Source organism: Pseudomonas pergaminensis (assembly GCF_024112395.2).
GTDB classification, from domain to species: Bacteria; Pseudomonadota; Gammaproteobacteria; order Pseudomonadales; family Pseudomonadaceae; genus Aquipseudomonas; species Aquipseudomonas pergaminensis.
In genome coordinates this window covers 747,078-768,163 of record NZ_CP078013.2, presented here as the reverse complement: position 1 = coordinate 768,163, position 21,086 = coordinate 747,078, and the positions used below count along the sequence as shown (strand labels likewise).

Sequence of the window (21,086 nt, the reverse complement as noted above, 5' to 3'; positions counted from 1 at the left end):
CGCTTGATGACCGGACCGATATTGCTGCTTGTCTGCCTGCTGCTGATCGGCCTGTCGTTCTGGCAGTTTCACCACGGCCTGCGCAAGGCCCAGACGGACCGCGTGCTGGAACGCCTCGGCGACGGCCAGCCCGACATTCAGGAAACCGCGACCAAATGGACGGGGCTTGAGCGCATGTTCGCGCGCGCTGGGCTGGGCAAGCCCACCGATCGCCTGGGCCTATGGCTGAGCGGTTGGGTGATCGGCGCATTGCTCGGTTGGCTGTTCGCAGACGGGCTGGGCCTGATCGCAATGATCCTGGGGCCGCCACTGGCACTGCGCGTCTACATCAGTTGGCGTTATCAACAGCGCGTGCAACGCATGGTCGAACAGCTGCCGCAGTTGCTCGACCACAGCGTTCGCAGCCTCAAGTCCGGCAGAACCTTGGCCGATGCTGTGCTGGGCGGCGTCGAAAGCATTGAAAACCCACTCAAGGACGCCATGGGCCGGGTGCAGCGCAACGTGCGCATGGGGGTCAGCCTGCCGGACTCCGTCAGTGACTTCGCCGAGTTCTACGAACAGGACGAGTTCCGTCTGTTCGCCCTGGGGCTGAAGGTCAACCATCGCTACGGCGGCAACGCCAGCGAGCTGCTGGAAAACCTGATCAAGATGATTCGCGAGCGCGAACAAGGTGCCCGCCAACTCAAGGCCATGACCGGCGAAACGCGCATGACCGCCTATGTATTGGGTGGGTTGCCGGTACTGATCGTGGGCTATTTCATCATGGTCAACCCGGACTATTTGATGACCATGTGGAACGACGGCACCGGGCGCATCATGCTGTTCAGCGCACTGGCCATGGACATCTGCGGCACCCTGATCATGTGGCGCATGCTGAGGAGTGTCTGAGATGGCCCTTCTCGCCAGCGCCTTGTTGCTGCTCGCCGCCCTGGTACTGGTGGCCGGCCAATTGCTGGAGCATCGCCGGCGCGATCGCCGGGTCGCTGATCGACTGCAAGGGCGGATGGGCGGCGATGCCCGGCTCGGTACGCTGATGCGCCAGCTCGGCGGGAGCACCCTGGCCCAGCGCTCGGTCAGCCTGGACCAGGAGACCCAGGTGTTGCTCAACCGAGTCGGGTGGCGCAAGGCCAACCAGCGCTCGCTGTTTGCTGCCTTCCAGATCGGTTTGCCCATCGTGCTTCTGGGCCTGACCCTCTTGGGCCAGCAAATTCTGTTTCCCCATGCGGACCCTGCATGGATTGCCCCGCTATTTGCCTTGGGGATTGGCTACCTGTTGCCCAAGCGTGTGCTGGCTGCGGCTGCCAAACATCGCCAGCAAGCCATCGCCAAGGAAGTCTCAACGTTTATTCCGCTGCTGCGCATCCTGTTTGAGTCGGGCATGGCAGTTGAACAGTCGTTACGGGTGCTGGGCAACGAAGCCCAGCGTTTGCTTCCCCACCTCACGCACGAATTGCGCCTGATCCTGGCGCGGGTCGATTCCGGGCTGGAGTTGGGTGAGGAACTGGGCAAGACCGCGCGCGTGCTGGAAGTGGATGAGTTCACCGACACCTGCATCATCCTCCAACAACTGATCCAGCAAGGCGGCGGCGCGATGAAGTCGCTGCTGGCGCTCAAGCAATTGCTCGACGACCGACGCCTGACCCGCTTGCAGGAATACATCTCGAAAATGTCGGCAAAAATGTCAGTGGTGATGATGGTGTTTCTGTTCCCAGCTTTGCTGATCGTGCTCGGCGGCCCGGCCTTTATCGGCATCGCCCGCGCGTTGAGTCACTTTTAAGGAGTCGTTGATGAAAGTACTGATTGCCGGCCTGGCCTTGCTGATGCTCGGCGGCTGCGCCACCGATGGCCAATCACCCTGGTCGGCATTGACCTCATCCGGCAGTTGCGCCAAGCCGAGTTCCGAGCAGGAGCTGGCGCTCAACCTGTCCGATGACCTGGCCAACGAAGGCAAGCTGCACGCCAGCCTGGCCAATCTGCAAAATATGCCCGACGCCCTGCCTCAGGTGCGCCAGCGCAAGGCCCGTAACTACCGACTGCTCGGGCGCAGCGAGGCCGAGCCGTTGTACCGCAGCCTGCTCGGTACTTGCATGGACGCCGAAGGCGAGCACGGTCTGGGGCAATTGGCGGCCGCCAGGGGCGACAACGCCCAGGCCATGGCGCATATGCAACGGGCCGCGCAACTGGCGCCCACCGACGAAAAAATCCGCAATGACCTGGGCGTGGTGTACCTCAACCAACTGCGCATGGCAGATGCGCGTTTTGAATTCATGACCGCCATCGAGCTCAAGCAAAGCGACCCGTTGGCCGCCGTCAACCTGGTGACTTTGCTGATCTATCAGGACGACTGGGGGCAAGCGGCAAAGGTGGTCAGCCAATTGGGCCTGAGCCCCGAACAAGTCACCGATGCCCAGGCCCGCGCGCAAAAACTCAAGGGCCCCAGCGCACCAGCACGCAAAGTCGTGGCGGTCAGCGATGCCATACGCTGGCTATCAAGTGAGGAGTGATCGATGAAAGCACATTACCTGATCGGCCTGGCGCTGCTTCCGCTGAGCGCACTGGCCATTGAACCGGGCCCATCGTCCCCGCAACAGGCAGAGACGGAAAACTGGCTGGCCTTGCAGGTCGATGGGCGTGTCGCTTCACCCACGCCGCAAAGGACCACGCCCGCAGAACGGGAGAATGCCTTGCAGCGTTGGCTGGACAGCAACAAGCACCCCATCCCGGAGTTTTTCGAGTCAGAGTCCGGTGGGTCGTCCAAGGGCGGGAAGAGCCAATAACACCCGAAGATTCAGTGTGCCGTCACCCGTTGGCGCATCGCCGAATTGTTCGGCGACAAGGCCAGTGCCAGTTGAGTGCGGTTATGCATATGGGTCAGGCGCAACACCTGCGACACGTAGAGCTTGACCGTGTTTTCGGTGATCCCCAGTTCACAGGCGATCTGGTAGTTGGTCTGGCCCTTGCCCACCAGGCGCGCCACATCCAGCTGGCGCGGTGACAGCTGGTTGAAAATGGTCGGGATTTCCAGCGGCCCGGTTTCTTCGGCGGCCAACTCGCCCTCATCCGCCAAGCCGGTACCTGGGCTGCGACGTACTTTGTCGAGGTCCTGATACAGGTCATTGATGGATTCGGAGAGGTATTGCAGCTTCTGGTTCAGGTGCCCCAGTTGCAGCTCTTTTTGCCGCTCTTCCAATGCCGCTTCCTGGCGTTGCAGGCCTTCGAGCAATTCATCGAGGTTGATCGGCTTCTGGTAGTAATCCGAGATCCCCGCGCGCAGGGCCTTGATCACGTCCTGTTTGTCGGCACGCCCGGTCAGCATGATCGCCTCAAATGCCCGCTGCTTGCCGGCCACTTTCTGCATGGCCTGCACCAGCTCGATGCCATCCATGTCCGGCATGTGCAGGTCGCACAGCACCAGGCCGATCTCGGCGTCTTCGCTGAAGCGCTGCAAGGCGTGTCGGCTGGACTCACAAGGGACGCAGCGGTAGCCACTGCCTTCAAGAAATTCGCACAGCTCTTCCACGATCATCGGCTGATCGTCGACCACGAGCACTTTCACCGCCGAGGTAAGCTTGTTCACGCGCTACTCCATGCCTGGCAAGCCAAAAGATTGACCTATCCCTTTTGACGAAGAATCCTATACATCTACTCAATAAACGTAGACCTACTTTCCGACTATGTACATAGCGATAGAGGCCTTGTGCGACTAATGGATCCAAAACCAATACAGCGCAAACCCTGTCGATAAAAAGGGCGCATAAGGCTGCTTTGTTGACACTCCCGGAGGCGACACCTCTCGACGCGCGCTAAGCCTTTGACTGATAAGCACCCAGGCGCCCTGGAACACGGCGGCGCCGATCAATGACCACAGCAAAACGTCCAGCGAACTGGCCAGGGCCAGGGCGGCCAGCAGCTTCACATCCCCCGCGCCAAAGCGGCCCAGCGCATAGCCGGGCAAGGTCAGCAGCAGCGCCACGGCGAAGGCCCAGCCTCCCTCGCTGGCAGGCGCTCCCAGCCAGGTCAGGCCCATCCAGAGCAGGTAGATCAACGCCAGCAGTGCCCCACCCAGGGTCAAGCTGTTGGCGATTTGCCGTTGACGCATATCCTGCAACGCACAGAGCCCCAGCCAGAGCAGTATCACCACGCTTTGGATCACGTAAAAAACATCCCTTTTCGCTGAATGATTCTATGCTGATATCAGGTAGTAGCCGTCAGGGTAGACGCAGTCATGAAAACGGGCCTCCCCAAAAAGCAAAAAGGTGCTGCGGCGATTGAATTCGCCTTGGTCTTCGGGATCTTTTTCGCGGTGTTCTATGGGTTGGTCAGCTATAGCCTGCCACTGCTGATGATGCAGTCGTTCAACCAGGCGGCTGCCGAGGCCGTGCGCCAGGCCATGTCGGTGGACCCGGTGGCCGCAGGCACCAATTACGCCACGCAGGTAACCGCACGCGCCAAGGCCACGGCGATCAACCAGTTGAAGTGGATCCCGGCAAGCTTCCAGTTTTCCGACGATTTAGTCACCGCCACTTACAGCGGCACCACGCTGACCGTCACGATCAAATACCCGACCAGCCGCCTTCATTCCGTATTCCCGGCGCTGGTGTTGCCGGTCATCGGCACTGTGCCGAACTTGCCGGCCAACTTGTATGCCAGTTCGAGCCTGCAGTTTTGACCTCGGGGGATAAGCTCTTCGGGCGCCTGCTCGGCCGCACCAGCGCGCTGGCTCTCGACGCCCCCGGCACGCCGACGCCAGGGCTGCACCTGCAACTGGATGCCCAGGGCCACGTGCTAAGCATCGGCGGTACCCTGCGCCCACAGCTTGCGCCACACGGCGTGGGCGAACCCCGGCCGCTGTTGCGTGAACTGCTGTGTGCCAACAGCGCGCTGAGTATCGAAGGCAGCCCCGCCGAGTGGCAACACCAGAGCCTGGACCTGGATTTCCAGGGCGCTACCGGCCAGGCCCTGCACACCCGTGGCTGGGTCGAGCCGCAGGGTGATGGCTGGAACTTGCACCTGCAAGACGTTGGCGACTTGATCGCCGGCCAGCAACTGGCCCAACACCGCGAGCAAAACCATCAGCTGGCCTGCCAGATGAGCGAGCAATTGCGCGTGTGCAGCTTGGCGCGCCTGCCTGAGGTGTTCAATGAACAGCTGCGCAGCCTGGCCCAACGCTGGCGAATCCCTTGCGTCGCCCTGGCCTTGCTCAATGAGGACGACCAAGGCTGGCGCGTCTACAGCCACTACGCCGCCCATGATGCGCCCACCTTGTGGCAGACCGGCCAGCACCTGGGCACCAGCCTGGACAGTGCCAATGGCAACGCGCCGTTGAGCCTGGCCCTGGCGCGCAGCGACCACCCACGCCTGCACGGCATTTTCGGCACCACCGACGGTTTCCTGGTGCCCTACCGTGACAGCCAGGGCGTCGCCGCGTGGTTGCTCTGCGGCCTCTACAGCGGCGAGCGGCACACCAACGAGCGCGACTGGCTGAACCTCACCGCCGCCCTCGCCGCCCCGCTGCTGAGCCGCCTGCGCGAGCAGCGCTACCACCAGCAACTCGACCGCATGGAGGCTTTGCAAGGCCTGCTCGGCACCGGCTGGTGGGAACTGCTGCCGGCCACCCAGGAAGTCCAGCTCGCCCCGCAGTTGCTGCACAGCCTCAGCCTGGAAGACGGCCCTACCCGCCAGCCTCTGGCCCTGTGGCTGGAGCTGATCCACCCTGCCGACCGCCAGGCACTCAACAGCCGCCTGCACGACCTGCAAGCCCTGGGCAAACCGCTGCTGACCAGCGTGCGCCTGCAACGCACCGACGCCGAGCACAACCCGCTCTGGTATCGGGTACAGGGTCAAGTGCTGGGCGTGGGCGACAGCCGCCGCTGGATCGGCTTCATGCTTGACATCAGCGACATCAAGAACCAGCAACTGCAAGCCGCCGCCGCCCATGCGCGCCTGGACAACCTGATCGCCAGCTCACCGGCGGTGATCTACGTGCAACGTTATGTCAGCGGCGCCCTGCTCCCGGCGTTCTTCAGTGACAGCTTGCTGCCGCTGCTGGGCTGGACGTTGGCCGACTGCAACCACGACAGCCTGGCGTCATTGATCCACCCCGACGACCGCGAACTGTACTTTGAGCGCAGCCGCCAATTGCTGCGCGAAGGCAGCGTCCGCAGCCGCTACCGCCTGCGTGACAAACAGGGCAACTACCACTGGTTGCTGGATGAGGCCAAGTTGCTGCGCGACGACCTCGGCCTGCCGGTGGAAGCCGTCGGCCTGTGGCTGGATGTCACCGACGCGACCCTGGCCGCCGAACAGATCAAGCACAGCGAAGAGCGCTACCGCATCCTGGTCGAAGACTCCCCGGCGATGATCTGCCGCTATCGCCCGGACCTGACCCTGACGTTTGGCAACACGCCGTTGGCCAATTACCTGGAGTGTCTGCCGGCGCAATTGCCGGGCTTGAACCTGGGCCATTGGTTGTCGGAGGAACAACGCCAGGCCTTTGTGCAGCGCATCGGCCAGTTGACCCCGGAATTCCCGGTGAGCACCGCCGAGATCAGCCTGGAGTTGCCGGGACGCGAACATGCCTGGTGGGTGTGGTCGGACCGTGGCGTGTTTGACGAACAGGGCGCGCTGGTGGAAGTGCAGGCCGTCGGCCGCGACAACACCGAGGTGCGCCGCTCCCAGCAGCAACTGACCCAGAGCGCCAAGATGGCCACCCTGGGCGAAATGGCCACCGGCCTGGCCCATGAGATCAACCAGCCGTTGAACGTGATGCGCATGGCCATCGTCAATGTACTCAAGCGCCTGGGCAACGGCGATGCGCAGATCGACTACCTCACCGAAAAGCTCCAGCGCATCGACACCCAGGTGCAGCGCGCAGCACGGGTGGTGGACCATATGCGCGTGTTCGGCCGCCGCTCGGAAATCGAACAGCAGCCCTTCGACCCGTCGCAGGCGGTGGAAGGCACGCTGTCGCTGCTCGGCGAAGGCCTGCGTGGCAAGGGCGTGGAAGTGCGCGTAACACCGGCGGACTTTACCGTGCAGGTCAAAGGTCACGTCGACCAGCTTGAGCAGGTGCTGATCAATCTGATGGTGAATGCCCGTGATGCGTTGTTGAGCCAGCGCGAAAAAGATCCTGGGTTCCGTCCCTGGATTGCTGTGCATTGCGAGCATGACAGCCGCCATGTGCGGATCTGGGTAGAAGACAACGGTGGCGGCATTGACCCACGGTTGCTGGAGCGGATTTTCGAACCGTTCTTTACCACCAAACCGATTGGCGTAGGCACCGGGCTCGGGTTGTCGGTGAGCTACGGCATTGTAGAAAACATGGGCGGACGCTTGAGCGTTGCCAATGGTGAGCAAGGCGCGAGGTTTTGCGTGGAGTTGCCGGTGGTTTAGATCACCAGGTAGGCACGTCCCATGTGGCAGGTGAGGTTGGCGCCAACTTCAGCGTTGCCGAGGCTGATGCCCAGGGCCGAAAGCAAGGTGTTGACGATAGGGTCGAGTATCGGCGCCAGTACGTTCTGGACAAGGTTGACCACCGAGCTGACGATGGTTGTCAGAGCACTGGTAACAGTACCGTTCGCCGGGCCGGGCGTGCTGCCGGTGGGCGGTACGTAAGTGACCTGCAGGCCGTTCAAGGTATCTCCCAGGCTATGAATGATATCGGCGGTGCCTGGCGGGCTTTTGTAAGTCGGCGTCGTGTTCATTTCGGCCACGGGCAAGAACAGCATCGCGTTGGTTTGCGCGCCCACGGTCGTCAGCGCCTTCAGATTCAATCCTCCGCCCACGCCCGCTGTGCGCGGACCGCATAGCAGCGTCAATACAATGCAATAGCGCTGGCCAAAATCGATCAGCCTGACCGGCTGCACGGTGACGGGGCCCGATGAAGAAAATGCCGCAACCGGATCAACATAGCCCACGCCCAGGGTGGCCAATGAAGTGGTGGACTTGACCGTCAGCGACTTGGTGGCAGGCGTGGCACAGTTGTAGTCCGTGACATAGCTTTGCGCACTGGCTGCCTCGATATAAATGGACAGGGTTTGGGTGATATCAACATCCGCGACATTACACGCCACCAGGCACAAGACGCCGCCCACCACTGCCGGCAGGTTCAAGTTCAACAGGCCGCCGACCACCTTCGACACAGGCGTGCCCAGGCCGGAAAGGATCGATGAAACCCCTGAAACCACCTTGATGATCGGCGCATCAATGGTGACCAATGTGCGTACTTGGGCGGTGCGTACGAAAATCTGATCGGTCTGCGGATTATTCAAAAGCCCGGCCTTGGCCTTTGCCGGATTACCAATCGCCGACAGTTGCGGTGCCTCAATGACTTTGGTCTGGATCGAGACGTTGCCCACCAGCGGGATGTTCACCTGGGCTGCCGCGCTCACCGCGCTCTTGCTATTGGACAGTTGCGCCACCGTCTCCAGCAACTGAAACAACTGCACAGTGGTATTCAAGGCTGCGGAGGGTGTTCCGCTGGCAACTTTGAGCAGATCCCCCACTTTCAAAAGCTGGGTATTGGGGGCGATGGCTTTCAGTGAGATCACGTCGTTAATGATCGCCGTGGCCACCGATCCGTTTTTCTGCAGCACCTTGACTGCGGCGTCGATCAACTGGCTTGCGGAGACAGCCGTGTTGAGCAACGCCTCGTAGTCGCCCGCCGTCACATTCAATTGAATCGCCAACTGATCCAGGTAGCTGAGCAGGTTCACATTCGTGGCCAGCAACCCATTCCAACCCGCAGCGGTCAGCGACAGGCTGCCGCCCAACAGATTGCCGATGACCATGTTCAATAGCGGGGAATTGCTGGAATTCACCGATGCCAGGCTGCTGCGAATGGTCAACTGCGCCACCGGAGGCGCATACGCCGCCACGGCGGTGGCACTCAAGATCATCTGCGAGGAAACCGACGCACCGCTGAACATGCTCCAGATACCACTGGCGAGGCTGGTCGTTACACTGCGAGTGGCCACCACGCGCACGGCGTCATTCTTGGTGGCATCGACCGTAAACACGCGGATATTGCTGGCATTGGTCACCAGCGCACCGCAGGTCACCGCCAGGCCACGGCTGTTATCGCCGGCGACCACCGGAAACCCGTTACGCGTAGCGTTCTGTACGGCATAGTCGTTGGCGGTGGTGCTGGGGGTGCAAACGCCGCCACGGCCGGCAGCTTCGAGGGCCGAGGTGTCGGCGATGGACTGCAGCTTGCGTTTTTCCAGGTACAGGCGGCCACTGTCCACCGCCAACAGCATAAACACCATGGCCACCGCCAGGGTGCCTGCTGCCATCAAGCCAATCGCACCACGTTGCCTGGAACGAAGTCGGGGAGACATCAGGCACTCCTTAGCGCTTACTCTCCGTAGTTATTTGGAGTGTAGACAAGGGCTGGCCAGTCGCCACAAATCAATGCGGGCGCTGGCCTACCGGCGATGACGATAAATATCGACACGACGTTGTAACACCCACGACAACCCCCGTAACCACGATGCGAAGCGAGTAGCTGTTGATCTTGATCTTGATCTTGATCTTGATCTTGATCTTGATCTTGATCTTGACCCTGCTTTTGATCTTAGGCGCCCCGTCAAACACGCTGGCCGGAATTCGACAGGGATTTGGGGGGTAAACCGGCAGGGATGCCGGTTTAGCCGCCCCGCGCCATGGATGGCGCGTGGCGGCGGCCCCCCAAATACCTGTCGGATTACGGGCACACCGAGCGTGAGCGAGGTGCCGAGTGTTGGGGCAAGAGCGTTTTGCTTACTTTTGCGCTTTTCAAAAGTGAGCCGCCGTAAGGGCGGAACCAATACCAGCCGTTACCCAAATAACGGATATGTACCCGGTCAGATCCAACATCCTGGTCGGCTGGCAGGCCGCCTTCGCAGGCAAGCCAGCTCCCACATTTGGATCGTGGGGTGGCAGTTAGAGAGTGGTCGGCTGTCAGGCCGTATTCGCAGGCAAGCCAGCTCCCACATTTGGATCGTGGGGTGGCAGTTAGAGCGTGGTCGGCTGGCAGGCCGTCTTCGCAGGCAAGCCAGCTCCCACATTTGGATCGTGGGGTGGCAGTTAGAGAATGGTCGGCTGTCAGGCCGTATTCGCAGGCAAGCCAGCTCCCACATTTGGATCGTGGGGTGGCAGTTAGAGAGTGGTCGGCTGTTAGGCCGTCTTCGCAGGCAAGCCAGCTCCCACATTTGGAGCGTGGGGTGGCAGTTAGAGCGTGGTCGGCTGGCAGGCCGTATTCGCAGGCAAGCCAGCTCCCACATTTGGAGCGTGGGGTGGCAGTTAGAGAGTGGTCGGCTGTCAGGCCGTCTTCGCAGGCAAGCCAGCTCCCACATTTGGATCGTGGGGTGGCAGTTAGAGAGTGGTCGGCTGGCAGGCCGCCTTCGCAGGCAAGCCAGCTCCCACATTTGGATCGTGGGGTGGCAGTTAGAGAGTGGTCGGCTGTCAGGCCGCCTTCGCAGGCAAGCCAGCTCCCACATTTGGAGCGTGGGGTGGCAGTTAGAGAGCGGTCGGCTGGCAGGCCGCCTTCGCAGGCAAGCCAGCTCCCACATTTGGAGCGTGGGGTGGCAGTTAGAGAGCGGTCGGCTGGCAGGCCGTCTTCGCAGGCAAGCCAGCTCCTACAGGTCGAGGGAACTAGTGAGGGGGATAGCTGGAAAGGACACGAGTGACGGTGGTGCGAATGGCTTTGTCACGATCCTGAGGGTTGGGCGAGGTAGCCATCATTTGTTCATCGCTGCCGCGCCAGACGAGCTTGCCATCCTTGCCGTCAAGCAGGTCGATCTGGATGGTGGCGACTTTGTAAGTGATGTTGCGCGTTTCGTTGTACATCGGCGCGCCCCAATAGCCATTCCACGGCCCCCCCCAAGCGCCACCATAGTTGGTGGTGACTTGCTGCTGACGGTCCTCGACAATCAGGTAGGCCTGAACATTCAGGTCAGCCTTGGTGCCGGACGCGGCCGGGCGCAGGCCGCGCTGGTCGAGTTGTTCACCCACGGCCTGCCGGATGCGCTGTTCAGTGAGGTCGCTCTTGATGCGCGGGTCATCGGGGCGATATTGCAGCGCCGGGTCCTTCCAGGCCCAACTGCGGTAGGCACCGAAATCCCGGCTGGCGTCAAAATCGTGGTTGACCTGGCTGGTCTGGCAACCGCCCAGCAGCACTACAACAGCAAGCGTAGCGATACGACGAAACATGGTTTTTCTCCAAAGAGCGACCCGCGCTTGAAATGAGAATAGCTGTTAACTGGGAGGGTATGCCGTCATTGCCTTTTGCACCGCCTGGCGCAAGGCATCTCCCCGCTCGCTGAGGCTTCCCTGGCTGCCAGTTTCCGCGCTGGCACTCCACACCGGTTGACCGGTGCGGGCATCGAACAGGTTGACGCGAACTACCACGACCTGGACTTCATAGGTGCGCACGATCGGCACCGAGTTGTACATGCCGTAGCCATTGCCATAGCGGTTGTAACCGCCATAGCCGTAGCCATAGTCATCCTGGACTTGCTTGAGGCGCTTCTCCAGGCGCACATCGGCGCTCACCAGCAGGTCTGCCGGGCGGTTGTCGTGCAGGGGACGCAGGCCGCGCTGGTCGAGGGCGCCGCTGACCGCTTCGGCAATTTGCGCCGAATCCGCCCAGGCCGTGCCCGCCGGCAGTTGGCCGTTACGCCAGGCCCAGTTGCGGTAAGCACCGTAGTCGCGCACCGGCGCCGGGTAGGCGCTGGCATCAAAGGTGTTGGCAGCCTGGGGAGGCGCCGGCGGGATCGGCGCCGAAGCGGCCACATAAGGGTTGGGGCTGGAACACGCGGCCAGCCCGAGGGACAACAGGATCAAACAGAGACGACGCATTTCGACCTCCGCAGACTGGGCCGCTTAAACCGGACGGCAGATCCAGTGCAAATAACGCCCAAGTCCGGCAAAGCTTGGGTGACGACGGTGAGCGAGTTCCATCTCCAAAAGGTCCTGCAAATCCGCGCGCGCCTGGAATTCCACTGGCATGTAGTCATGGAAAACCCGCACACCGCTTTGGCTTTCGACCTGCCAAAGGCCGTCGAGTTGCGCCGCCAATTCACGTGGGTCAAGGGGTTGTTGCGGCGTGAGGCTCTGCTTTTCGCCGGCCATGTCGTTCTTGCGCATTTTGCGGAAGTGGCCCTTGAGCAGGTTGCGGTAAATCAGCGCATCGCGGTTGTAGAACGCCAACGACAACCAGCCGCCGGGCACCGTGAGCTGGTGCAGCACCGGCAGGATCGCATGGGGCTCGGCCAGCCATTCCAGCACCGCGTGGCACAACACCAGGTCGTAGGGTTCGGTGAGCTGGCCCAACAGGTCTTGCCAGGGCGCATGGATAAAGGTGGCGGTCTGCCCTGCGTCAGCAAAGCGTTGGCGTGCACCTTCGAGCATCGGCTCGGCAGGTTCGGCCAGGGTGACGTCGTGGCCCTGCTCGGCCAACCACAGCGACATATGGCCCAGGCCCGCGCCGATATCCAGCACACGCAACGGGCGCTTGGGCAGGGCCTCGGTCAGGTCGGCCTGGAGCACCGCCAACCGTATGGCACCTTTGGCGCCCCCGTAGATCTTTTCGGCGAAGCGCGTGGCGAGCTGGTCGAAATGGCGGTCACTCATGAGCAAACCGCCGTTCGCTGTCGGCCAGTTTCGCGCGCACCACCTCGTTCATGTCCAGGCCCAGCTCGCTGCACAGCAACAGCAGGTACAGCACGATATCGCCGACTTCCTGCCCGGCATGGGCGAGTTTATCGGCAGGGAGCTGGCGCGATTGGTCTTCGGTCAGCCATTGGAAGATTTCCACCAGCTCGGCCATTTCCACGCTGGCGGCCATGGCCAGGTTTTTCGGGCTGTGGAATGGTTTCCAGTCGTTGTTATCGCGGATGCGGTGCAGGCGTTCGGTGAGGTGTTCGAGGTTCATGCGGGGGCTCCTGAAGGTGGATAGCTTCGGGGGGATTAGCCTTGAAGGCAAGTGAACCTTTAGGCCGGCGATGGCGATTCAATCGACGACGCTGAACTCCAGCCGGGCCGTTTGACCGGCTTCATCGAGGACGCTGAGCTGGTAGCGGCCCAGGCGCTCGAAACTGGCGTTGATAAAGTCCTGGTTGGCGCTGTCACCCAGCGGGGCACCGTTGAGAAACCACCAGCGCCGTCCACTGCCGCCCAATGCGGAGATTTTCAAACGCAGGGCCTGTTGGCTGGCGGCGGGCAGGCGCAGTTGGTCGCCTTCGCGCACACCCACGATCGACAAAGGTGAAGACGCGGCGAGCGCCGGTGGCGGGCATTCGGGGTCGGCTGCAGGGATACGCGCTTCGCGGCGCTCGGCCCTGGGCAGCCAGGGCTCCAGGGGCGCAGGCCACAGGGCGATGTTCTTGTGCTCGGCGCCAGGGCAATGGGCGTCGACCCGCAAGCCCTTGCCATTGACCCACACGCTTTCCATCAAGCCCACGCTCAAGGGTTGGTCCAGCGCCTGCAGGGTGGGCGGCGTGGTGTTATCCAACGTCCAGGCGAAGCGCTGGCGACGGCAATTGGGGTCGCTGCGGCTCATGGGCTGGCCCAGCGGCCAACAGATCGCCGCCACGCCGACATTGGCCGGCACCGGTTTGACGGGGGCGCTGATACCGCGCTGGCTGTCGCGGTTGGTCAGCACGTCGTGCACCTGCAACATCAACGGCGCGGCCGAGGCGAGGCCGAACTGCCCCGGCACCGGCGTACCGTCCGGGCGGCCGATCCATACGCCGATCAAATAGCGCGGCCCCACGCCAATCGCCCAGGCGTCCCGAAAGCCGTAGCTGGTGCCGGTCTTCCAGGCCAGCACCGGGCGTTGCACCAGCTCGGCACGCGGGTCGCGGTCCGGGCGTGCCTGGCCACTGAGGATACGCCGCACAATCCAGGCGGCCCCTGGCGACAGCAAAGGCCGTTCTCTCAGCGTATCGTCCGGCTGTAATCGAAGGGTGGCACTCCTGCCGTCCCGGGCGAAGGCGCTATAGCCGCTCACCAAGTCTTCGAGGCGACTGCCGGCGCCGCCCAGGATCAACGCCAGGTTCGGCTCGGCCAATGCCGGCAGCGCCAACGGCACGCCGCCGATGCGCATCTGGGCGGCGAACCGCTTCGGACCATAGGCTTCCAGCAATTGCACCGCCGGCAGGTTCAGCGAACTGGACAACGCCGTACTCGCCGGCACCGCACCGGTAAAGCCCATGGAGAAGTTGCCCGGCCGGTAATCGCCATAACGCCGGGGCACGTCCTGCAGCAGGGATTCGGAATGAATCAACCCATCATCCAGGGCCATGCCATAGAGGAAGGGTTTCAACGTGGAGCCCGGCGAACGCAGCGCGCTGATCATGTCCACATGGCCAAAGCGCTTGGTGTCGTTGATGTCCACCGAACCGAGGTAGGCACGCACGGCCATGGTTTCCTCTTCCACCACCAAAATGGCGGCGGAGGTGTGCTCCGGCAACCGTGCACGCCAACCCAGCAGCAGGTCTTCGAGGCGGCGTTGCAAGGTGGCATCCAGGGTGGTGCGGATCAGCGGGGGGCTGTCGGGGCGGTTCAGGCGGCGCGCGAGCAAAGGCGCCAGGCTCGGTTCCAGGCGCGGGGCGAGCAGCAGCGGTTCTTCCAGGGCTTCATCGACGGCGGCCTGCGGCCACACCTGGAACTCAGCGAGGCGGCGCAGCACTTTGTCGCGAGCTTGCTGGGCGCGTTGAGGATGGCGGTCCGGGCGCAAACGGCTCGGCGCCTGGGGCAACACCGCGAGCAAGGCGGCTTCGGCCTGGGTCAGCTGTGACGGCGATTTGCCCAAGTACGCCCAACTGGCGGCCGCCACGCCCTGCAACGTACCGCCAAACGGTGCGCGGTTCAGGTAGAGGTTGAGGATTTCTTCCTTGGACAGGTGCCATTCCAACTGCGCCGTGCGCCACAACTGGCGCAACTTGCCATGGAAGGTCCGCGAATGCGGATCCAACAGCCGCGCCACCTGCATCGACAACGTGCTGCCCCCCGACACCACCCGCGCACCCGTGAGGTTCTGCCACGTCGCCCGAACCAGTGCCAGCGGGTTTACGCCGGGGTGCTGATAGAACCAACGGTCCTCATAGGTCAGCAACGCGTCCAGGTAATAGGGCGACACCTCGCGCGTCTGCACCGGATACCGCCACACCCCATTGGCATCGGCAAACCGCCACAACGGCGTGCCATCCTCAGCCAGCACCACCCGCGCCAAATCATCCTTGGGCAACGGCAACGGCCAAATCCGATCGGCCAGCCAAATCAGCGCAACCACCACCCCAACAACCCCTACACCCCAACGCAAAACCCGTAGGAGCCGGCTTGCCGGCGATCGTGGCGACTCAGTTGGCACATTTGTCACAGGCACACCGCAATCGCCGGCAAGCCGGCTCCTACCCTGAACCCTGTACAATTAATGAAACCCATGTTTAAACCGGCAAACCTCTATGCTTATAGGGAACTAGCCCGTCGCAATAACAACCAAAAGCACAGATACGCCCACCTTCTCATCAGGACACACACATGCAGGTAGAAAGCTTTTTCGGATGGTTGGGCCAGGCGCTCGGTTCCATCATCCGTTTTATCGTCGACGGACTCAGCGGCCTGTTCGGTGCGCTGACCAATGCCGGTGGCAACTTCATCGATGGCCTGTCCCGTACATTGGGCATGGACACCTCGATTATCAGCATCATCACCCTGATCATCGGCCTGATGCTGCTGTACTCGGCCATACGCGCCTTCATGCGCGCGTCGATCATCATGGGCATCATCTGGCTACTGCTGGGCCTGTGGCTCCTGAGCTGGGTCGTCCACTAACCCAAAACCACCACAAATCCCCTGCGGGAGCGGGCTTGCTCGCGAATGCGGTGGGTCAGTAATAGAGGCGCTAACTGACACTCCGTATTCGCGAGCAAGCCCGCTCCCACATTTGATCTCCATTTCAAGCTGAGACCTTCAGCGCCCCTTGATCACCAGATCCGCCGGTGTCTCCCCCACCGCCTGCCAGTTCGGCCGGTACATCGACTCCACCTGCGGCGGCGGCACCCGGTATGTACCCGGCGTCACGGCACGCGCCAAGTAGAGCAAGTGCGTAGTGCCAGAGCCTTCCAGATTGATCGCCGCCACATAGCGGTCATCCCTGAACTCCTGGTGCTTGAGCGACGCATTCTGCATCGACTCACGCCACTCCTTCACCTGGCTGCTGGCGTTTTCCAGGCTGGCAGCACTTTGTGCCAGGTTCTGGTTTTCCAGCTCCAGGCCGGCGGGTAACAGGTCCACCACCAAGGCATCCGGCACACGCTGCTTGGCGCCGACCGCCAGATGTACCAGCACCAGATCACCGCTGTTGAGGTTGCGCAGGTTCAGCGGCTGGCCGTTCATGCCCAGGTATTCGCGGCGGATGCTCAGGTTGTCTCCGCCAGGCGCCGGTGGCACCTGTGGATAACCCGAGATCGTCAGTTGCTGGTACACCGGCGTCTCGCCCTGATTGCTCAGGCTCAGGTCGCTGGACAGCAGTTTGCCTTCCAACTCCAGCGTCGGCTGCTGGTTGTTCAATTCCTGCACGCCGCCACTGCCGGTGAGCGACACCTGCCAGTTCGCGTCCGGCTTGGCGAACCCCAGGCGCCCAGCCAGGAACAGCGAGTTACGCTCCTGGGTCGACAGATAGGGGCTGGCCGCCAGCTGGTCGGATAGGGTGAACAAGCGCTCCTCACGCTTGCCCTTGGCCAGGTCGTTCTCTTCCAGCAGCGCCAGGATCATCGCCTGGTCCCGCAGCGGGCTGCCGTAGTCGGCCAGCCATTCGTTGGCATTGCGCTGCGCAGAGAGCCCGGCGAGCAAGGCTTGGTCCGCGCGCGGCTGGTCACCCATCTTCTGCAACGCGATAGCCAGCTGTACCAACGGCAAACCGGAGCGAGCATCGCTGCGCCGTTCGAAGATGCTGCGCAGCGCCCCCAACGGCGCCTGCTGACTGCGCGCCAGTACCATGCCGGCGTAGGCCTGCACGGCAAAGCGGGTGTGGTCGGCGTTATCGCTGTAGTCGACGTCGATCAGGTTGCGCTCCTGCACGTACCGCAGCAGGCGCTCGCTGGCCTTCTTCAACGCTTCAGGCGGCACGGCAAAACCCTGGTCACGGGCACGCAGCAGGAAGTCGGTGACGTAGGCCGTCAGCCAGTATTCTTCTTCGCCATCAGCGCCCCACAGACCGAAGCTGCCGTTGTAGCGCTGCATGCCCAGCAGGCGTTCGATGCCCAGCTCGATCTTGCGTTTGCGCTCGCTGTCCGACTCGCCTTTGATCGACAGGCGCTTGAGCAATGCATCGTCGGCGTACAGCGACGGGTACAGGCCGCTCGCGGTCTGTTCCAGGCAACCGTAGGGGTAAGCCTTGAGTGCGCTGATCTGCGCACCGAGGTTCAGCGGTGGCCGGCTCGACAGGCTCAGCAGCGCCTGGCGCCCCGAGGCATCGAATTGATCCAGGGTGCCCACCGGCAGGTTCCATGGCTGATCCTTGAGCACTGCACGGTAATGCTTGAGCAGTGCCGGATATGCAGGTCGCACACCCAGCGTCCATTCACGGGTGAACGGCGGCAGGTTCTCGCCCGGCAGGTCCAGGCCATTCACGGTCACCTTGACCTTGCCCTGGCCCAACCCGCCCCAGGCTTTCACCGGGATGCGCAGGGTGGTGCGCTGGCCTTGTTTCAATTCGACGGTTTGCGCACCACCGTTTGCCAACTCCAATTGCCCGTCGGCGCTCAGCTGTACGTCGAGCTTCTGCGCCTTGCCCGACAGGTTGGACAGGTCCAGGGCCAGCGTCGTCTGGTCACCACCGGCGAGGAAGCGCGGCGCCGACAGCTCGGCAATCAGCGGTGCAGCGATCACCGTCTTGGCTTCGGCCATGCCGTAGCGGTCGTCGGTCCAAGCCTGGGCCATCAGCCGCAGTTCGCCGTTGAAGTCGGGAATATTGACGCTGACCTCGCCCTCGCCTTGCTCATTCAAGGTCACGGGTGCGCTTTGCAGGGCGACAATGGTCACGCTGGTGTCCGGGCGCTTGCCGCCCTTGGCCAACGCCGCATCACCCCCAAACGCCAGGCTGGCCAGGCGGCCCTGCCCGGCTTCGATCAACTGGCCGTAGATATCGAATTGGTCCACGCCATAGGCCTTGCGGCCGAACAGGCTGGAGTACGGGTCCGGCGTCGGGTATTCGGTAATATTGAGAATGCCCACGTCCACCGCGGCCACCAGCACATGCACCTGTTTCGGCACGCTGCCATCGGCATTGCGGGCGGCGACTTTCACGGTCAGTGGTTGTTTGGGGCGCATTTTTTCCGGTGCTGTAAGGGTCACACCGAGTTTGCGCTGGGTACGATCCAAAGGCAGGTGCAGCAGGCCCACCGCCCGCTTGGGGGTGATATTGGCCTTGCGCTCGCCCGGGCGAATCACCAGGGCACTGACGTACAGGTCATGGCGCGACCATTTCGGGTCGAGCTTCACCGCGAAGCTTTTGCCTTCGGCCGGCACATCGATTTCCTGCCACCACAGTGGTCCTTCGGCGGACTCCACCAGCAGGTAGCCTTTGCCGGCTGCCGGCGGCGTCACGGTGACGTTGGCGGTGTCGCCATCGCCATACGCGGGTTTATCCAGCGCCAGCTTGACCTGGTCCGGGCGCACGGCGCCGCCTTCGGTGTTGTCCTGGGCTTGGTAGCCGGCCCAGAAGCGCAGGCTGCTGACCAGGCCGGTCTGCGGGTCTTCCACTTCGACGCGGTATGGGCCCCACTCCACCTGGAAGCTGACCTTGGCCGTGTCGCCGGCCTTGATGTTCAGGGTCTGCTCGTCGAGGTTGAGGAATTTCTCGTTGAAGTGATAGCTCCAGCCATCATTCTCGGAGTAGTTCCAGTAGTAGTCACGGCGCTCGCGCACCAGGCGCACCTTGAGGTTCTGCGCGGCGAGTTTCTGCCCGTCCTGGTTGGCCAGCAGCACTTCGAATTCCGCCGGGCCATCGCCATTGGTTTCCGTGCCGTCAAACAACCCGCGCAAGCCCGGCAGTTGCTCGGCCGGCCAGATCGGCTGCACCAGGCGCCGCGTGATCGGCCGCCCGCCCGACTCTTGCAGGCTGGCCTGCACGATCAGTTGCAGCGGCGACTTGGCCTCGGCCCACTTGCTTTCCAGGGTCAGCTCTTCTTGGCCCTTGGCGTCGAGGACGCTTTCTTCCAGCTCAAAATCCTGGCTCAATTCTTCTTCGGTCACGGAGCCGAACTGGTAGCCCGGCAGCGACTTGACCGCTTCGCGCAAAGGCCGCACATACACTTGCCCACTGACCCGGTTGCCCGACGCAGGCGCGCCATACAGGTAACGCCCGTTGACTTGGATCACCGGGCTGTCTGCCGGGCTCAACGCCGTGTCGCTGCCCTTGAGTTCCAGCGCCAGTCGCTCGGGCAGGAAGTCTTCGACGAGGAATTCATACAACTGCGGCTTGCCATCGCCCAGGTCAAACACCAATTGCCAGCGCCCGGTCGGTGCTTCGCCGGCCAATTGCAGTTGATATTGGTAAAGGCCAGACGCATCGGCATCCCAAACGAATTTGCGGCTCACCTGCTCATCCGGGCGACGCACTTCGACACTCACCGGCTGCGGTTTGACGGCATTGCCATCTTTGTCCCGCAGCAGGGCGTTAAGCAGCACGGTTTCGCCGGGGCGATACAGATCACGCGGGCCAAAGACAAAAAACTGCAAGGGATGAGACGGTTGGCCGCCGATGTCGAACTCAGCCAGGTCCAGTGCCGCGCTGTCGAGGCGCAGCAGGCTGGTCTGTTCGCCCTGCTTGGCCAGCAGCACCTGGGCCTTCTTCGGCAGCGGCAATTCGGCGTGGCCGCCCTTCTCGGTCTTGCCCTGGCCCAGCACGCGGCCCTCGGCGTCGAGCACTTCGAGGTCAACGCCATCCAGTGCCTTGCCGCCTTCCAGCGCCTGGGTAAACACGTCCAGGCGATTGGCGTAGCGGTGCACCGACAGGCCTATATCACTCAAGGTAAACAGCGTGGCCGGCTGGGAATAGTTGTAGGTGCCCGAAGCACGCATCACCGCCAGGTACACGCCCGGCTGCTGCAATTGCTTGAGGCCGGCGATGGGCAGCAACAGGGTTTCGCGGGTGTTGCGCGCCGGGTTCAGGTCGAAACGGCCGCCGTAGACCAGGTCGGCCATCGGCAGCAGCTCGCGGGATTCATAACTTTGCAGGCTGGTGTTGCGCCCCCACTGCGCCAGGAACGACGGCAGGGACTCGGGCTTGATGCGGAAGAACTCGACGTCGATCTTGTCGACGTTCAGCGCGATCACCGGCAGGCCCTCGGCCAAGCGGGTCGGCAGCAACGTGCCACGGCTGGCGAAGCCAACGGTGGCTTGCAGGTCACGGGTTTCGAGACGGGCGATGTACTCGGCGGGCAGCAGGTTGTTGTTCACCGCCTTGAGACCGGGATCAACCGTCAGCACCAGTTTGCGCTGCGGCTCCAGATGGCGCAGGCGCAGTTCCATCAGGTTGTCGGAGATTTCCCAGGCCCCATCGACCTTGCCGGACTTGCTGTCCACCAAATGAAGTTTGTCGGCGAATTTCTGGTCGGGATCCAGCGGAATGGAAAAGCTCACCGACAAGGTGCTGGCCCCGTCAAGCTGCACCTCGGACACGTCCACCACGCTTAACTCACGCCCGGCGTACCGCTGCTTCAGCGCCGCCACATCCACCGCCGCCTTGGCCGGTTTGGGGGCCACTGTCGCCGCTGTGGGAGCGGTCGGGGCAGCCGGTTTATCGGAGGAATCGCAGGCGCTCAGCAGGGCCAGCGCACAGGCAAGAAACAGTCCTTTGTTAAGCACGCTTTTATTAAGCATGTGAGCACTCGTAGTGAGAGGGGTCCGAAGGGTGAACTATATATCAGCCTGCGTGGGGCCGATGTGGCGCTGGTCACATTGACCGACGGAGGGCAGTTTGGTTCTGGGCAGGGATAGCGAGCCAGCCGAATCCCACAGGCAAAAGAGCTCACCTGTGGGAGCAAGCCCGCTCCCACATTGGTTCTGCTGCGCACCTGATGGATAGGTACAATGCCGTT

16 protein-coding genes are annotated in these 21,086 nt (G+C 62.5%); 7 read left to right on the top strand and 9 right to left on the bottom strand.

What is annotated here, in order from left to right; all coding sequences use genetic code 11:
- Positions 1–6: 6 nt before the first annotated feature.
- The 4 genes from KUA23_RS03365 to KUA23_RS03350 are packed head-to-tail and all read left to right on the top strand — an operon-like array spanning position 7 to position 2,777.
- Positions 7–888: a type II secretion system F family protein gene (locus KUA23_RS03365; RefSeq protein ID WP_078046697.1), complete on the top strand. Its 882-nt coding sequence runs from the start codon at positions 7–9 to the stop codon at positions 886–888.
- 1 nt (position 889) lies between these two features.
- Positions 890–1,777 (top strand): type II secretion system F family protein, encoded by an 888-nt coding sequence (locus KUA23_RS03360; protein WP_099493363.1) that lies wholly within the window; start codon positions 890–892, stop codon positions 1,775–1,777.
- 10 nt (positions 1,778–1,787) lie between these two features.
- Positions 1,788–2,504, top strand: coding sequence for a tetratricopeptide repeat protein (locus KUA23_RS03355; protein ID WP_078046695.1), 717 nt, complete (start codon positions 1,788–1,790; stop codon positions 2,502–2,504).
- 3 nt (positions 2,505–2,507) lie between these two features.
- Positions 2,508–2,777 (top strand): DUF3613 domain-containing protein, encoded by a 270-nt coding sequence (locus KUA23_RS03350; protein WP_078046694.1) that lies wholly within the window; start codon positions 2,508–2,510, stop codon positions 2,775–2,777.
- A gap of 11 nt (positions 2,778–2,788) precedes the next feature.
- Here KUA23_RS03350 and KUA23_RS03345 read toward each other — a convergent pair whose 3' ends face one another.
- Positions 2,789–3,577, bottom strand: a complete 789-nt coding sequence (locus tag KUA23_RS03345) for a response regulator transcription factor (protein WP_100491579.1) — start codon at positions 3,575–3,577, stop codon at positions 2,789–2,791.
- Between the two features lie 126 nt (positions 3,578–3,703).
- Positions 3,704–4,153: a prepilin peptidase gene (locus KUA23_RS03340; RefSeq protein ID WP_252993444.1), complete on the bottom strand. Its 450-nt coding sequence runs from the start codon at positions 4,151–4,153 to the stop codon at positions 3,704–3,706.
- A 72-nt stretch (positions 4,154–4,225) separates the two neighbouring features.
- Between KUA23_RS03340 and KUA23_RS03335 the strand changes: the two genes are divergently transcribed.
- Both KUA23_RS03335 and KUA23_RS03330 read left to right on the top strand, forming a co-directional pair.
- Complete coding sequence (locus KUA23_RS03335) at positions 4,226–4,669, top strand: TadE/TadG family type IV pilus assembly protein (RefSeq protein ID WP_078046691.1); 444 nt, start codon at positions 4,226–4,228, stop codon at positions 4,667–4,669.
- Positions 4,666–7,392: a PAS domain-containing sensor histidine kinase gene (locus KUA23_RS03330; RefSeq protein WP_252993443.1), complete on the top strand. Its 2,727-nt coding sequence runs from the start codon at positions 4,666–4,668 to the stop codon at positions 7,390–7,392. The genes KUA23_RS03335 and KUA23_RS03330 overlap by 4 nt, the downstream gene beginning before the upstream one ends.
- Here KUA23_RS03330 and KUA23_RS03325 read toward each other — a convergent pair.
- The 6 genes from KUA23_RS03325 to pbpC form a co-directional block, all read right to left on the bottom strand.
- Complete coding sequence (locus KUA23_RS03325) at positions 7,389–9,338, bottom strand: pilus assembly protein TadG-related protein (RefSeq protein WP_252993442.1); 1,950 nt, start codon at positions 9,336–9,338, stop codon at positions 7,389–7,391. The two genes, KUA23_RS03330 and KUA23_RS03325, sit on opposite strands and share 4 nt — an antisense overlap.
- Before the next feature lie 1,294 nt (positions 9,339–10,632).
- Positions 10,633–11,190, bottom strand: coding sequence for a DUF4136 domain-containing protein (locus KUA23_RS03320; RefSeq protein ID WP_100491584.1), 558 nt, complete (start codon positions 11,188–11,190; stop codon positions 10,633–10,635).
- A 45-nt stretch (positions 11,191–11,235) separates the two neighbouring features.
- Complete coding sequence (locus tag KUA23_RS03315) at positions 11,236–11,838, bottom strand: DUF4136 domain-containing protein (protein ID WP_078046687.1); 603 nt, start codon at positions 11,836–11,838, stop codon at positions 11,236–11,238.
- 24 nt (positions 11,839–11,862) lie between these two features.
- Positions 11,863–12,612 (bottom strand): methyltransferase, encoded by a 750-nt coding sequence (locus KUA23_RS03310; protein WP_078046686.1) that lies wholly within the window; start codon positions 12,610–12,612, stop codon positions 11,863–11,865.
- On the bottom strand, positions 12,605–12,913 hold the full coding sequence (locus tag KUA23_RS03305) for a MazG-like family protein (protein ID WP_025857622.1): 309 nt from the start codon (positions 12,911–12,913) through the stop codon (positions 12,605–12,607). Before KUA23_RS03305 ends, KUA23_RS03310 begins: the two co-directional genes overlap by 8 nt.
- 78 nt (positions 12,914–12,991) lie before the next feature.
- The gene (gene pbpC, locus KUA23_RS03300; protein WP_078046685.1) at positions 12,992–15,304 is read right to left on the bottom strand and encodes a peptidoglycan glycosyltransferase PbpC; all 2,313 of its coding nucleotides are present in this window, start codon (positions 15,302–15,304) and stop codon (positions 12,992–12,994) included.
- A gap of 218 nt (positions 15,305–15,522) precedes the next feature.
- Between pbpC and KUA23_RS03295 the strand changes: the two genes are divergently transcribed.
- On the top strand, positions 15,523–15,816 hold the full coding sequence (locus tag KUA23_RS03295; protein WP_078046684.1) for a hypothetical protein: 294 nt from the start codon (positions 15,523–15,525) through the stop codon (positions 15,814–15,816).
- Between the two features lie 138 nt (positions 15,817–15,954).
- On the opposite strand, the gene KUA23_RS03290 is transcribed toward KUA23_RS03295, so the two are convergent.
- The gene (locus KUA23_RS03290) at positions 15,955–20,853 is read right to left on the bottom strand and encodes an alpha-2-macroglobulin (protein WP_346356410.1); all 4,899 of its coding nucleotides are present in this window, start codon (positions 20,851–20,853) and stop codon (positions 15,955–15,957) included.
- Positions 20,854–21,086 lie beyond the last annotated feature (233 nt).

What these genes read in the sequence shown, in the direction of transcription:
- KUA23_RS03365 (WP_078046697.1), top strand. Translation starts at nt 7, where the DNA reads ATGACCGGACCGATATTGCTGCTTGTCTGCCTGCTGCTGATCGGCCTG.
- KUA23_RS03360 (WP_099493363.1), top strand. Translation starts at nt 890, where the DNA reads ATGGCCCTTCTCGCCAGCGCCTTGTTGCTGCTCGCCGCCCTGGTACTG.
- KUA23_RS03355 (WP_078046695.1), top strand. Translation starts at nt 1,788, where the DNA reads ATGAAAGTACTGATTGCCGGCCTGGCCTTGCTGATGCTCGGCGGCTGC.
- KUA23_RS03350 (WP_078046694.1), top strand. Translation starts at nt 2,508, where the DNA reads ATGAAAGCACATTACCTGATCGGCCTGGCGCTGCTTCCGCTGAGCGCA.
- KUA23_RS03335 (WP_078046691.1), top strand. Translation starts at nt 4,226, where the DNA reads ATGAAAACGGGCCTCCCCAAAAAGCAAAAAGGTGCTGCGGCGATTGAA.
- KUA23_RS03325 (WP_252993442.1), bottom strand. Translation starts at nt 9,338, where the DNA reads ATGTCTCCCCGACTTCGTTCCAGGCAACGTGGTGCGATTGGCTTGATG.
- KUA23_RS03320 (WP_100491584.1), bottom strand. Translation starts at nt 11,190, where the DNA reads ATGTTTCGTCGTATCGCTACGCTTGCTGTTGTAGTGCTGCTGGGCGGT.
- KUA23_RS03315 (WP_078046687.1), bottom strand. Translation starts at nt 11,838, where the DNA reads ATGCGTCGTCTCTGTTTGATCCTGTTGTCCCTCGGGCTGGCCGCGTGT.
- KUA23_RS03310 (WP_078046686.1), bottom strand. Translation starts at nt 12,612, where the DNA reads ATGAGTGACCGCCATTTCGACCAGCTCGCCACGCGCTTCGCCGAAAAG.
- KUA23_RS03305 (WP_025857622.1), bottom strand. Translation starts at nt 12,913, where the DNA reads ATGAACCTCGAACACCTCACCGAACGCCTGCACCGCATCCGCGATAAC.
- KUA23_RS03295 (WP_078046684.1), top strand. Translation starts at nt 15,523, where the DNA reads ATGCAGGTAGAAAGCTTTTTCGGATGGTTGGGCCAGGCGCTCGGTTCC.